The sequence below is a fragment of the Pinirhizobacter sp. genome (assembly GCF_035317885.1).
Classification (GTDB): Bacteria; Pseudomonadota; Gammaproteobacteria; order Xanthomonadales; family Rhodanobacteraceae; genus Pinirhizobacter.
The window spans coordinates 1-12,616 of record NZ_DATHFX010000294.1 but is presented as its reverse complement, the minus strand read 5'-3'; the positions used below and the strand labels follow the sequence as shown (position 1 = coordinate 12,616).

General features: G+C 64.7%; 15 protein-coding genes. 10 read left to right on the top strand and 5 right to left on the bottom strand.

What is annotated here, in order from left to right:
- From atpD to glmU, 4 genes are all read left to right on the top strand, one after another.
- The coding region (atpD, locus tag VK519_RS09660; protein WP_324349344.1) for a F0F1 ATP synthase subunit beta at nucleotides 1–838 on the top strand (838 nt) is incomplete at its 5' end.
- Nucleotides 839–890: 52 nt separating this feature from the next.
- Nucleotides 891–1,313 (top strand): F0F1 ATP synthase subunit epsilon, encoded by a 423-nt coding sequence (locus VK519_RS09655; protein WP_250626529.1) that lies wholly within the window; start codon nucleotides 891–893, stop codon nucleotides 1,311–1,313.
- 162 nt (nucleotides 1,314–1,475) lie between these two features.
- Nucleotides 1,476–2,513 (top strand): DUF748 domain-containing protein, encoded by a 1,038-nt coding sequence (locus tag VK519_RS09650; protein ID WP_324349343.1) that lies wholly within the window; start codon nucleotides 1,476–1,478, stop codon nucleotides 2,511–2,513.
- Nucleotides 2,514–2,583: 70 nt separating this feature from the next.
- Entirely contained in the window at nucleotides 2,584–3,948 is a 1,365-nt protein-coding gene (gene glmU, locus VK519_RS09645; RefSeq protein ID WP_324349341.1) for a bifunctional UDP-N-acetylglucosamine diphosphorylase/glucosamine-1-phosphate N-acetyltransferase GlmU, read from the top strand.
- On the opposite strand, the gene VK519_RS09640 is transcribed toward glmU, so the two are convergent.
- The 5 genes from VK519_RS09640 to VK519_RS09620 all read right to left on the bottom strand — a co-directional run bounded on the left by VK519_RS09640 (nucleotide 3,938) and on the right by VK519_RS09620 (nucleotide 8,653).
- Nucleotides 3,938–4,969 carry a glycosyltransferase gene (locus tag VK519_RS09640; protein WP_324349340.1) on the bottom strand — a complete coding sequence of 344 codons (1,032 nt, stop codon included), beginning with the start codon at nucleotides 4,967–4,969 and terminating at the stop codon, nucleotides 3,938–3,940. The genes glmU and VK519_RS09640 overlap by 11 nt on opposite strands.
- 131 nt (nucleotides 4,970–5,100) lie before the next feature.
- A complete protein-coding gene (locus VK519_RS09635; RefSeq protein ID WP_324349339.1) occupies nucleotides 5,101–5,892 on the bottom strand; it encodes an alpha/beta fold hydrolase in 792 nt (263 codons plus the stop codon).
- 36 nt (nucleotides 5,893–5,928) lie between these two features.
- Nucleotides 5,929–6,237: an acyl carrier protein gene (locus VK519_RS09630; RefSeq protein WP_324349338.1), complete on the bottom strand. Its 309-nt coding sequence runs from the start codon at nucleotides 6,235–6,237 to the stop codon at nucleotides 5,929–5,931.
- Between the two features lie 41 nt (nucleotides 6,238–6,278).
- Nucleotides 6,279–7,040 (bottom strand): acyltransferase domain-containing protein, encoded by a 762-nt coding sequence (locus tag VK519_RS09625; protein ID WP_324349337.1) that lies wholly within the window; start codon nucleotides 7,038–7,040, stop codon nucleotides 6,279–6,281.
- A gap of 617 nt (nucleotides 7,041–7,657) precedes the next feature.
- Nucleotides 7,658–8,653, bottom strand: a complete 996-nt coding sequence (locus VK519_RS09620; protein WP_324349336.1) for a chorismate transformation FkbO/Hyg5 family protein — start codon at nucleotides 8,651–8,653, stop codon at nucleotides 7,658–7,660.
- A gap of 93 nt (nucleotides 8,654–8,746) precedes the next feature.
- Here VK519_RS09620 and apeE point away from each other — a divergent pair, with 93 nt between their 5' ends.
- The 6 genes from apeE to VK519_RS09590 form a co-directional block, all read left to right on the top strand.
- Nucleotides 8,747–9,016: an ApeE family acyl carrier protein gene (apeE, locus tag VK519_RS09615; RefSeq protein ID WP_324349335.1), complete on the top strand. Its 270-nt coding sequence runs from the start codon at nucleotides 8,747–8,749 to the stop codon at nucleotides 9,014–9,016.
- 58 nt (nucleotides 9,017–9,074) lie between these two features.
- Nucleotides 9,075–9,791 (top strand): xanthomonadin biosynthesis protein, encoded by a 717-nt coding sequence (locus VK519_RS09610; RefSeq protein WP_324349334.1) that lies wholly within the window; start codon nucleotides 9,075–9,077, stop codon nucleotides 9,789–9,791.
- Nucleotides 9,788–10,081 (top strand): ApeI family dehydratase, encoded by a 294-nt coding sequence (locus VK519_RS09605; RefSeq protein WP_324349333.1) that lies wholly within the window; start codon nucleotides 9,788–9,790, stop codon nucleotides 10,079–10,081. The genes VK519_RS09610 and VK519_RS09605 overlap by 4 nt, the downstream gene beginning before the upstream one ends.
- The gene (locus VK519_RS09600) at nucleotides 10,078–11,025 is read left to right on the top strand and encodes a lysophospholipid acyltransferase family protein (protein ID WP_324349332.1); all 948 of its coding nucleotides are present in this window, start codon (nucleotides 10,078–10,080) and stop codon (nucleotides 11,023–11,025) included. Before VK519_RS09605 ends, VK519_RS09600 begins: the two co-directional genes overlap by 4 nt.
- Entirely contained in the window at nucleotides 10,967–11,587 is a 621-nt protein-coding gene (locus VK519_RS09595) for a LolA-related protein (RefSeq protein ID WP_324349330.1), read from the top strand. Before VK519_RS09600 ends, VK519_RS09595 begins: the two co-directional genes overlap by 59 nt.
- Nucleotides 11,588–11,603: 16 nt before the next feature.
- A partial coding sequence (locus VK519_RS09590) for an MMPL family transporter (protein ID WP_324349329.1) occupies nucleotides 11,604–12,616 on the top strand: 1,013 nt, incomplete at its 3' end.

Genomic DNA, 12,616 nt, shown 5'->3' with positions numbered 1-12,616 from the left:
CCTCAAGAACCTCGAGAACTCGAAGGTCGCGATGGTGTACGGCCAGATGAACGAGCCGCCGGGCAACCGCCTGCGCGTCGCGCTCACCGGCCTCACCATGGCCGAATACTTCCGCGACGAGAAGGACGCATCCGGCCGCGGCAAGGACGTGCTGCTGTTCGTTGACAACATCTACCGCTATACGCTGGCCGGCACCGAAGTGTCCGCGCTGCTCGGCCGTATGCCGTCGGCGGTGGGTTACCAGCCCACCCTGGCCGAGGAAATGGGCGTGCTGCAGGAGCGCATCACCTCCACCAAGACCGGTTCCATCACGTCCATCCAGGCGGTGTACGTGCCCGCGGATGACCTTACCGATCCGTCGCCGGCCACCACGTTCGCGCATCTCGATGCCACCGTGGTGCTCAGCCGTAACATCGCGTCGCTGGGTATCTACCCGGCGGTCGATCCGCTCGATTCCACCAGTCGTCAGCTCGATCCGAACGTCATCGGTACCGAGCACTACGACACCGCGCGTCGCGTGCAGGGCATGCTGCAGCGCTACAAGGAACTGAAGGACATCATTGCCATCCTGGGCATGGACGAACTGTCCCAGGAAGACAAGGAATCGGTGAGCCGCGCCCGCAAGATCGAGCGCTTCTTCTCCCAGCCGTTCCACGTGGCCGAAGTGTTCACCGGTTCCCCTGGCAAGTACGTGCCACTGAAGGAAACCATCCGCGGCTTCAAGATGATCGTCGACGGCGAAGTGGACCACCTGCCCGAGCAGGCCTTCTACATGGTCGGCGGCATCGACGAGGCCATCAAGAAGGCCGAGGACATGGGCGCGAAGAAGGCGGCCTAAGGCCTCCTTCCAAGCTCACATCCTCCCTAACGCAACGAATCAGGACTCCCCCATGCATACCATCCGCGTCGACATCGTCAGTGCCGAAGCCGAGGAATTCTCCGGCGACGCCACCCTGGTGGTGGCCACCGGTGAGATGGGCGAGCTGGGCATCGCCCCGCGCCATGCACCCCTGGTGACGCGCCTGAAGCCGGGTTTCGTCGAGGTGGTGCTGGCCTCGGGCGAGCGCCAGTCGTTCTATGTCAACGGCGGGTTCCTTGAAGTGCAGCCGCAGGTAGTGACGGTGCTGGCCGATACGGCCATCCGTGCCACGGACCTCGACGAAGCGGCCGCGCAGGCCGCCAAGAAAGACGCCGAGCAGGCCTTGGCCAACCGTGGCGACACGCTCGACGTCAGCGCCGCCCAGGCCAAGCTCGCCGAGGCCCTGGCCCAGCTGCAGGCCCTGGAACGCATGCGCAAGATGGTCCGCCACTAAAGGCACGTCGCAGGCACTTTGCGAAAAAGCCGGCCCCAGTGCCGGCTTTTTTCTTCATGCAACGACAACCTGCCCGCTGCCTACAATGGCGGGACTTATGATCACTGCCGATGCCCCCACCTGATGAAAGCGCGCTATAGCCGTCCGTTGTGGATACTAGGCGTGCTGGTCGTGCTCGTGATCGCCGGCCGCATGGCGCTGCCGTACGCGGTGCTGCACTACCTCAATGGCCGTATGCAGACGATGGGCGCGTATCGCGGCCATATCGGTGACATCGACATCCATCTGTGGCGGGGCGCGTACACCATCAACGGGCTGGTCATCGAGAAGGTCGATGGCAAGGTGCCGATCCACTTTCTCAACGCCCCGCACACCGATACGGCCATCAGTTGGAAGGCCCTGCGCCATGGCGTGGTGCGTGCCCGGATCGATTTCTACAACGCCGAACTGAACTTCGTCGATGGCCGTGGCGGCGGCGAATCGCAGACCGGCAAGGGCGTGGACTGGCGCGACCAGATCAAGCACCTGGCACCTATCCGCCTTGACGAAATCAACGTACACGACAGCACGGTAACGTTCCGCAACTTCGTCTCCAGCCCCCGGGTAGACCTGAAGGCCACCGACGTCAATGGCACGCTTGCGAACCTCAGCAATGCCTCGCGGGCCAACGGCACGGTGGTGGCTACCGCGGACATCAAGGCCAACATCCTGGGCGACGCGCCGCTGACGATGAAGGCGAGCTTCGACCCGCTGCAGAACTGGGGTGACTTCAAATACGAGCTCGTCGTCAAGGACATTGTCCTGACCAAGGCCAACGATCTGGTCCGCGCCTATGCCGGGCTTGATTTCGCCGCGGGCAAGGGCGACTTCGTGATGGAGCTTGAATCCCACGACAAGACGCTTTCCGGCTACGCCAAGCCGCTATTCCACGACGTGCAGATCTTCAGCTGGAAGCAGGACGTCGAGCAAGACCACAAGAATCCCCTGCAGATCGCCTGGGAGGCTACCGCCCAGGGGCTTTCGTGGATCTTCAAGAACCACGACAAGGACCAGCTGGCCACCCGGGTCGCCATCAGCGGACGGCTTGACCAGAAAAACGTCAGTACCTGGGACGCCTTTACCGGCATCCTGCGCAACGCGTTCGTCAAGGCGTATTCCCCGACACTGGAAAAGCTCAAGCCCGACCCCGAAAAGAAGTAGGTCACCGAGCCTATTGGCTTCCGGGGCCGCCTCGTCCAAAGTGGCGCCCAATCCCGTCGCCGAGCATCCCATGTCCCAGCATCCGGTCCACGTCCTGATCCTCGCCGCCGGCGAAGGCAAGCGCATGAAGTCGGCACGCGCCAAGGTGTTGATGCCCCTGGCAGGGCGGCCGCTGCTGGCCCACGTGGTGGACACCGCCCGGGCTCTCGGAGCGGCGGGTATCCATGTGGTGTACGGGCACAAGGGTGAGCAGGTGCGCGAGGCCTTCGCAGGCCACGACGACATCCGCTGGATCGAGCAGCGTGAGCGCCTGGGTACGGGACACGCAGTGCGTACCGCGTTGGCCGAGATGCCCGCCGACATCCGCGTGCTGGTGCTGTACGGCGATGTTCCCCTGGTCCACGCCGATACCCTGCAGGGCATGATCGATGCCGAGGTCCGCATTGCCATGCTGGCGACCCGCGTGGCCGACCCAAGCGGCTACGGCCGCGTGCTTCGCGACGGGAACGGCAAGGTCAAGGCCGTGGTCGAGGAACGCGATGCCGACGACACCCAGCGCAGGATCGACCTGATCAACACCGGCATGCTCATCGCCGACGGCCCCAGCCTGCGCGCCTGGTGCGCGCGCCTGACCAACGAAAACAAGCAGGGCGAGTACTACCTTACCGATGTCTTTGCCATGGCCAACACGGAAGGACAGGCGGCCTTGTGCATCGAGTGCGCGGAATACGAAGCGGCGGGCGCCAACGATCCCTGGCAATTGGCTGAACTTGAGTCGTTCCACCGCCAGTCGGCGGCGAAGACATTGATGACCGCAGGCGTGCGCGTAGTCGACCCGGCACGGCTGGATATCCGCGGCAAGGTCAATGCCGGCCGTGACGTGGAGATCGACGCCAACGTGGTGCTCGAAGGCAGCGTGGAGCTGGGCGACGAAGTGCGGGTGGGACCTTTCTGCCGCCTGCGCAACGTATCCCTGGCCGCGGGTACCGTGGTGCACGCGCATTGTGACCTCGATGGCGTGGTCACCCACGGACCGTGCGTGATCGGCCCCTTCGCGCGCCTTCGCCCGGGCACCGAGCTTGCCGCCAACGTGCACGTGGGCAACTTCGTCGAGGTGAAGAAATCCACCATCGGCGAGGGCTCGAAGGTTAACCATCTTTCCTACATCGGCGATGCCGTGATCGGTCGCCGTACAAACATCGGTGCCGGTACCATCACCTGCAACTACGACGGGGTGAACAAGTTCACCACGACCATCGGCGACAATGTATTCGTGGGCTCCAATACCGCGCTGGTGGCTCCGGTGATCGTGAACGATGGCGCCACCATCGGCGCCGGATCGGTGATCAACCGCGATGCACCGGCGGGCGAACTGACCGTGGCCCGCGCGCGGCAGGCCACGATTGCCGGATGGAAACGTCCCGTCAAGCGCTAGGCAGGCTGGCGTGCGGGCTGGCCAGCCATGGCCGCAGCAACCGCTTCACGCGCGCCTCGCCATCGAGCAAGTGACTTCCGATGGACGTGGCGGAACGGCGAAATGATGCGTCATTGAGCACGCGTTGCACCGCCGCGGCGACATGCGCGGGCTGGGCGTGGGCAAAACGCAGGCGCGTGCCCGCACCTGCTGCTTCCACGCGTTGCGCGATCAGCGGTTGGTCGTCGCGGATGGGTGCGATGACCAGTGGCCGGCCGTGCACAAGCGACTCGGTGACAGTGTTGTGGCCACCGTGGCACAACACGGCGTCGACCTCGCGCAGGAGCGCCAGCTGATCGACGCTACGGGCCAGTGTGACGTTCCGCGCATGGCGTTTACCGAGGGACCCTGACGGATCGACGATGGTCCAGTGAGTCGATGTCGATCCTTCCTGCGCAGCCAGCCAGGTTGCTTCCAGGAACCGGATGGAAGCCTGCTCGCTTACGGTGCCCATGCTCACCAGTACGTGGTGATCCCCGGCCGTCTCGCGCACGCCCGTCCCGCCCGCAATCCGATGCGCAAGGAGGGACCCCGTGGCGTGCACGCAAAGGCCTTCGGGCACGTCGCCCATCAGGACCGCGCAGCTGGTCATCAGCGTGCCTTGGGGAGAGAACAGTGGATCGGCCGGGATCGACCCAATGTCGAGCTTGTCTGCAAGGCGGCGGATGACCTGCGCCGTCCAGCGGCGTACCGGCGCGTGCATGTCGCCGCGCGTGGCAAGTTCGCCGGGGCTGCTGGCAAGCGTGAGCCAGGGTATGCCGTGCTGCCCTGCCCGCAAGCCGGCGCCAATGGCTTGCTGGTCCACCAGCATCGCATGGGGCGCGAAGGTATCCACGGCATGGGTGACGGCTCTGTCCATGCTGAGCGCCAATGGCACCAGGGCCTGGTTCCACAACAGCTGGAGAGCCGCCATGCCATGCATGCCGCTTGGCCGGTCGGGCGCGACGAACAGTGCCCCGGTTGGGAAGACGCGCCCCGGCACGCCGACTTCCCGGAGCAAGGGTTTATGACCAACCCAGGCAATCTCATGTCCGTCTTCGTGCAAGACGGCCGCAACGCCAGCAGCCGGATTGACATGTCCCAGCCATGGCGGGACTACCACGAGCACGCGGCTCATGGCGGTGTGAGCGCTGCGCAGCGTGGCTCGTGCCGCATCAGGAATCGGCTGACCAGATCGCTGACCCGCCGCGGCGCATCGAACAGCAAGAGATGACCCGCACCAGCCAATGTCTCGTGGGTGAAATTCGTCCGGTGGCCCATCGCGGCGAGCGCTCGCCCTTTCAAGTCCGGCCTGCTCGCTTCGCCATAAATCCCGAGGATCGGCATGGTAAGGGTATCGAGCATCGCCTGGTCGACAACGCGGCTTGCACCCAGGTCCCGGAACATCGTTGTGTCTTCGAGCGCCTTGATGATGGCCTTCGCGCGGCGTTCCTGCCGCGTGCCGTCCCCGCCGGCGAGTATGTGTTTCCTTTCCGGATCGGCTTCGTCCAGGCCGCGCGCCATGCTGTCCAGCATATGGGTACGCCACTGACGGGTAGGAGGTTCGCCTTCGAGCAGGATCAGGGACGCGACGCGCCCTGGATAATGGACGGCAAAGTCGACGATGATGGTGGCTCCGTACGAGTTACCCACCAGGTGCACCGGATCGGTGATGCCCGCGGCATCCAGGATGCCGGCGAGGTCCGAACTCGCCTGCTGCAGGGTGAGGGTGCGTGGTGCATAGCCCGTGCGCCCATTGGCGCGCCGGTCGTACATGAGGTTTGTGGTGCCCATGCGCGCCAGTGGCCAATGCAGGGACAGGTAGAAGCTGGCAAAACTGTCCGCCATGATGCCGTGAACCATCACTACCACCGGACGATCGGCTTCGGGCCTCGCGCGCTCGCCGGTGGCATCGGCAATGACCACGTGGTGTTCGATGCCTTGCGCTTTGATGTACACGGTTCAGCCCCCCGGCGCGCGCGTTGTCGAGGCCACGTATTTCGCGATGTCGCCGAGCGAGAACCTGGCAATGACGTCGAACTCGAGGCGGGAGCAATATTCAGCGAGGTTCACCCGCGAGTCGTATCGCGTCCAGAGTTCCGCGGAGAGCTGCGCCAGGTCGATGCTGTCCAGGCCAAGGCCATCCTGCAGCTCCAGGCACGGATCGAGTGGTATGTCGATGCCGTAGTCGGCGGTAAGTTCACGCAGGATCAGCACGACGGTTTCGAGGGCAGCCGTTTCGTCGATCGACAACGTGGTTGGAGTGGTCATGGTTCTGGCTCCTTGAAGGGATGATCGATGCTTCACATCAATCAAGTGACGGCATGCGTGCGCGGACGTGGGGTCAACGCGAACGGGTCGACGTCGACATGCGCCGTCCAAAGCCCCAGGAGGGCACGTTGCAGGCTTTCCAGGCCGGGACGCGAATGGTGCGCGGCAGGCAAGGCGACGTGTGGCATCCCATCGAGGGTATCGGCCACCATGGCGCACAGTGCGCCGCTACCCAGTTCGATGAAAACCCGATAGCCATCTGCGTGCATGGAACGAACAAGGCTGCGAAAATTCACCGGCTCGACGAAGTGCCGACGGAGTAATTGTGCGCAGCCAGATTTTTCGCGAGGAAATGGCGTTGCCGATACGCACGACCACACTTCAGCGCTGGGTGGCTGGACCTCCAGTTCGAGGAAACCAAGCATGGCATCGACGTGCGGGGCAAACGCCGGCACGTGGAATCCGGAACGCACCGCCAGTTCCTGGGTGATCACGCCTCGTGACTTAAGTACTTCCCGAAGGATTTCTATGCCCTCGATGGACCCGCAAGCAACTGATTGTGAGGGCGAGTTGTCATGCGAAACGGCAACATCCGCCATGCGTTGCGTGGTCGCAAGGGTCTCGCGCAGGACATCGGCGCCGATCGCTGCGGCGAGGTAGACAAGATCGGGAAGGGGCAGCCCGACATGCTGATAATTGAGGAGTCGTGCCACATTGGCGAAGCCGCCGGTAACGGTGAGTGCGGCCCATTCACCACAACTGAGCCCGGCCCTTCCATCCGGATGAATGCCCAGCTGGCGCATGGCGTGGTCCAGCAGGATGCCGCTTTCCATCGATTGGCGTGACTTTGCCAGCGTGTCGCGTGGATCCACACCTGCCGGTGGCGGCAAGGGACCTGAAAAACGACGTGATACATCGTCCAGGCGTGGCAGCGGACGATTGTCGACGCCAGGGAAGAGAAAGGCGCATTTGCCGCCGGCAGCATCCCTGGCGCGCGGTTGGAACCAGATACCGCGTGGGCCGGCATGGGGTACGCCACGGGCGACGATGCGCGATGCCACCGCGAGGCGCTCGGGCGTTGGATCCACCAGCGCCAGTCGAAGTTCACCCCGGGGGGTGTCTGGTGATGGGCCCTGGAGGACGGACCGGGCGAGTGTCCCGACATCGTCCGCGGCATGGAGAGAGAACCCTGCAACGCCGATGCCGGATGCCTGCTCGGGCATGAGTGAAACAGGTGCATGTGGCGCGCAGTGAATACTCATGTCCGTCGATCGAATACGCCGCTAATCGACGCACTGATACGTTATCGACGCGGCTGTATTTCCCCTATAAGCCCACGCTAGAGCTCTTGGTGAGCGGCTGACTGTCCCGAAGGTAGGATTTCTCGACGTATCGCGAGAGCGCTCGCCGCGTGGATCGGCTAGCCGGCACTGGCAGTTGCGTACCGCCACCCATCGATTTCCAGCAGCAGGTCGGCCCGGCAGATGTCGCCATGCAACAACAGCAACGGCACCCCTGGCAGGCGCCTGGCCAGCGTCTGGTGAATGAGCGCCGCGTGTTCGGCATGGCGCACATACACTTTCAACGGACTGCGGTGGTCGAAGCCCTCCGGCAGCCCGCCACTGGCAAGCAGTGCGTCGAGATTGCGCAGGGTTTCGTCCAGTTGGGCCACGACCTCGCCTTCGTGCACCGTGGCATGGCCGATCACCGAGGCAGTGCCGGAAATCGCCAGGGCATCACCGGTACACAGCACCGTGGCGCGGCTGAAGGTGGGCGGCGTGCGACCGTACTGCCGCGGGTATTCCCAGGCACTTATCTGCCTGGGGTTCTCCACGCGGCACCCCGGCGAGGATCCGGCCAGAAGGTACACCTGCAGCAGATGCTCACCCGCGTGGTGGCCGATCGCCGTCGCCGCCGGGAATCCGCCGGCGAGCCAGTCGCCCATGCCCACTGCGCGGCCATGGCAGAAATGCTTGTAGCGTTCGTCGTCGCCCTCGCCGCGATTGATCCCGCCCAGGTAATTCCAGAGCCGTTGCACATGGCATTCGGGCTGTTGGCGGATGAACCGGGCGAGCGCGGCATAGGCGTGGCGCGCAGCGCCTTCCGGACCACCCTGGATACGTTCATCCGCTTCCAGCGCGCAGAACAGCCACCCGCCCCCCCGCGACCAACGCAGGTCGCCCTCGTGGCCTGAAATGACTTCACTGTCGACTGTCCAGATTTCATGGGCGTCGCCGGCCAGGGGCGCCAGGGCGACCTCGAGCACGCGCGCATCTTCTTGCGCAGATGGGTTGCTGTTGAAGCGGAAAGCCGCCAGCACGTTGGCGGCCAGATTGGGGGAAGATTGGTAGGAAACCTGTGGTGCCCGCGATGCAGTCAACTGATTCGCGTGCAGTTTTTCACAACCCTGAACCATGGTCCGATCCGGCTTCATCCAGTCGCTATGGTACACTCCGCGACCGCTGCCGCCGGGGGGGAGGGCAGGATTTCATGGGTATCGGAAGCAAGCATGGCAGAACAGACGGCAGCGCAGAACGAATTGGCCACCCTGGTGGTGACCAGTCTCAACCTGGAAGACACCCAACCCGGGCAGATCGACCCGGACGCTCCCCTGTTCGGCGGCGACCTGGGGCTGGATTCCATCGACGCGCTGGAAATCGCCCTGGCCGTGTCCAAGCGCTACGGTTTCCAACTGCGCTCGGACAATCCGGACAACAAGCGCATCTTCACCAGCCTGCGCACCCTGTCCGAGCACATCGAACAGCATCGCGCCAGCTGAACCGATGCCACCGGAGGGCGCCCGGCACGCCGGCCCGCGCCTTACCATGGACGCACCGATGAACCCGATCCCGGTCAACCGCCATGGCTCGCGCCGCCTGATGCTGCCACTGGTGGTGGCTTACCCGGTGCTGGCCATCTCCGGCGCCGTATGGCACCGCCCGGCGCTGTCGCTGGCCGCGCTGCTGGTGCTGCTCACGGTCATCGCCCTGCCGAAGCTCAGCGCAGGCAAGCGGCGGGCATGGGCGGCATGGCTTGCCGGCGCGGCGGTCATCGTCGGCGCGGGTCTGCTTGGCGTGGGTCCCATCCTGCTGTCGTGCGTGCCGGTGTTGATCAACCTGGCCTTGTCATGGGTATTCGGCCGTACCTTGCTGGCCGGACGCACTCCCCTGATCGCCCGGCTCATTGCGTCGGTGGAAAGCCCGGCCCGTCTGGAAGAACCGGGCATTGCGCCATACGCGCGCAACCTCACGCGATTCTGGGCATGTTTCATGGCGACACAGGCCGTGCTGCTTGCGGTGCTGTTGGGTTGCTCGGTGCCTGGCGGCATTCTGTTCGACCTTGGCATCGCGCCACCATTCGCCATCCCTGCCGCCTGGGCCATGGGCTACGCGCATGCCGGCGCCTACGTGATGATCGCCGTGACATTTGCCGGCGAGCATCTGTTTCGCCAGTTCCATCTGCGCCATGTATCGCATCCGGGCCTTCGCGAACTGGTGATGAAGGTCGCGGTACGCTGGCCCCAGCTCGTCCGCGGACAGGGGTTGGATCATTGAACCGGCTGCACGCATTCACCATTGACGCCGGCCATCCGGCGTTTGCCGGGCATTTTCCCGGCCATCCCATTGCACCGGGCGTGTTGCTGTTGCAGCACGTGGCCGACGCACTGCGCGCCATCGCCGGCGAGCGCATGACAGGTATCCAGGAAGCGAAGTTCATCCAGCCTCTTTTGCCGGGTGAATCAGCCTCGGTAACACTGGCAGGCGAAGAGGGCCGCTGGAAATTCACCGTGGCCCGCGGCAACGACGTGCTGGTCCGCGGCAGCGTTACCGGAAGCCGCGCATGAGTGCGCAGTTGAGCCAGCAACGCGAGGGCGGTGGCCGCTTCGCGCTGTGGCTGATCCGTTTCGTCTCGCTGCATTTCGGGCGAGGTTTCGGCCGTATGTGGCTGCATCCGATCGCCATCTATTACTTCCTGCGCCGCAGGCCCGAGCGCCGCGCTTCGCGCCAGTACCTCGAGCGCGTCACCGGCATGCCGGTCAGCCATGCACAGGTCATCCACCACATCCATTGCTTTGCCGCCACGCTGCTCGACCGGATATTCCTGCTGGCCCATGGCGACCGCGATTTCGAGATCGAAGTGGAAGGCCTGGCACTGCTGCACGAGACGATCGACAGGGGCAAGGGCGTGCTGCTGGTCGGCTCGCACCAGGGCAGCTTCGAGGCCTTGCGTGCGGTCAGCCAACGCCGGCCCGATGTACCCCTGCGCGTGGTGCTGGACAAGCAAAAGACACCGGCGATGACGAAACTGCTCGAAGCGCTGGCACCGCGGGTAGGCGCCAGTGTCATCGATGCTTCGCGCGACGGTACATCGATCACCCTGGCCATGGCCGAGGCAACGTCCAGGGGCGAGATGGTGGCGTTGCTGGCCGATCGTGCCCGTCCTGGTGAACACTGCCGGCATGCCGAGTTCCTCGGCAGGCGCGCGCCCTTCCCGGTAGGGCCCTGGCTGGTGGCATCGGTGCTGCAGGTGCCGGTGGTACTTTGCTTCGGCCTGTACATGGGCGGCAACCGCTACAAGCTCATCTTCGAGGCCATGGCCGACCGCGTGGAGATCCCCCGCGCCAACCGCGCCCATGCCCTTGACCAGCTGATTTCCCGCTACGCGCAGCGACTGGAGCACTATGCCCATGTGGCGCCTTACAACTGGTTCAACTTCTATGATTTCTGGCATGACGATGGTGCTCATGCTGGCATGGACCACATCCAGCCCAGCGGCGCCGGCGCCTGACGCAAATGCGTTGATCGCCTCGCTCGGCCGTCCGGCACCGGCACGCACGAGTTTCGCCGAGGCACGTTTTTCCAGCGTGCTGGACAAGCCCCTGCTGTCGACGGGAGAACTGTCCTGGCTGGGCCAGGACAACCTGGAGCGGCGCGTGGATACCCCGCACAAGGAAACCGCGACCATCGCCGGCGACAAGGTCACGCAGACCCGCGAAGGCAAGAGCCCGCGCAGCTTCTCGTTGTCCCGCGCGCCGCAGCTGAAAGTATTGCTCGACAGCTTCGTTGCTTTGCTCGGCGGCGATGCATCGCGCCTTGGCGAAGCCTTCACCGTCCAGCTCGACCGCGACGGCGGGCATTGGTCGCTGGCGTTGACGCCCACGGACGCCAAGGTGGCCAAGCAGATCTCCCGCATCGTGGTGGATGGCCAGGGCAACGAGCCGCGCTGCATGCGCATGGAAGAAGGCGACGGCGATACGGCCATCGACCTCCTCGGCCCGCTGGCGGCGAAGATGCCCAGCGAGCCCACGCGCGAAGCCCTCGTGGCGCTGTGCACTGGCGCCGCGCCATGACGGTCAACGTGGCTGCATGAGGTTCGCACCGCGCGCTGCCCTGCTGGCGGCCTGGCTGGTTTGCCTGGGCCTGCTGTACGTGCTGATCATGCATACCCTGGTGGTGGGTACGGACCTGCGCAGTTTCATGCCGGCGCCTACCACGCCCGACCAGAAGCTCCTGATGGACCAGGTGGGCGAGGGTCCGGGATCGCGCCTGCTGCTCGTTGCCATCGATGGCGTGCCGGAGCCGCAGTTGGCATCGCTCAGCCATGGGCTGGCAGCAAGCTTGCGCAAGCAGCCAGCCTACCCGCAGGTGGTCAACGGTGACTTCGACCTGGCCGCGCTCGACAGCCGCTTCCTGTTCTATCGGTATCTGCTCTCGCCCACGCTCGACACGACGGCCATGGACGCGCCTTTGCTTGCCGATCAATTGCAGCAACGCCTGGACGACATGGCCTCGCCCGCGGCGTCGATGCTCAAGTCGTTGCTGCCGCGTGATCCCACGCTGGAGCTACTGAAGCTCGCCGAACGATGGACCCCGGCGAAATCGCCGGAGGTGAAGGACGGCGTGTGGTTCTCGAGCAAGGGCGAGGCGCTGTTGCTGGTGCAAACCCAGGCGGCGGGGTTTGATCCGGAAGCACAGGAAGCGGCCATCAACGGCATCCGCTCGGCCTTCGCCGCGTTGCCGGGCAGCCAGGGTGCGCATCTGTTGCTGAGCGGTCCGGGTTACTTCAGCGTGGTGGTGAACGCACAGACGCGCCATGAAGCGGACATCATCGGCCGCATTTCCACCATCGGTTTCATCCTGTTGCTCCTTGTTGCGTACCGCAGCGTCACCTCGCTGTTGTTCGGTGCCCTGCCGGTGGCCACCGGTGGCCTGGCTGGCATCGCGGTCATGGCGCTTTGTTTTCGCGAAGTCCACGGCATCACCCTTGCCTTCGGCTTCACCTTGCTGGGCGTGGCGCAGGAATATCCGATCCGGCTGCTCAGCCATCGGCGTGCCGGTGAAACAGCGCTGGCCAGCGTGCGTGGCCTGTGGCCACTATT

What these genes read in the sequence shown, in the direction of transcription:
- VK519_RS09655 (WP_250626529.1), top strand. Translation starts at nt 891, where the DNA reads ATGCATACCATCCGCGTCGACATCGTCAGTGCCGAAGCCGAGGAATTC.
- glmU (WP_324349341.1), top strand. Translation starts at nt 2,584, where the DNA reads ATGTCCCAGCATCCGGTCCACGTCCTGATCCTCGCCGCCGGCGAAGGC.
- VK519_RS09630 (WP_324349338.1), bottom strand. Translation starts at nt 6,237, where the DNA reads ATGACCACTCCAACCACGTTGTCGATCGACGAAACGGCTGCCCTCGAA.
- VK519_RS09625 (WP_324349337.1), bottom strand. Translation starts at nt 7,040, where the DNA reads ATGCGCCAGCTGGGCATTCATCCGGATGGAAGGGCCGGGCTCAGTTGT.
- VK519_RS09620 (WP_324349336.1), bottom strand. Translation starts at nt 8,653, where the DNA reads ATGGTTCAGGGTTGTGAAAAACTGCACGCGAATCAGTTGACTGCATCG.
- apeE (WP_324349335.1), top strand. Translation starts at nt 8,747, where the DNA reads ATGGCAGAACAGACGGCAGCGCAGAACGAATTGGCCACCCTGGTGGTG.
- VK519_RS09610 (WP_324349334.1), top strand. Translation starts at nt 9,075, where the DNA reads ATGAACCCGATCCCGGTCAACCGCCATGGCTCGCGCCGCCTGATGCTG.
- VK519_RS09600 (WP_324349332.1), top strand. Translation starts at nt 10,078, where the DNA reads ATGAGTGCGCAGTTGAGCCAGCAACGCGAGGGCGGTGGCCGCTTCGCG.
- VK519_RS09595 (WP_324349330.1), top strand. Translation starts at nt 10,967, where the DNA reads ATGACGATGGTGCTCATGCTGGCATGGACCACATCCAGCCCAGCGGCG.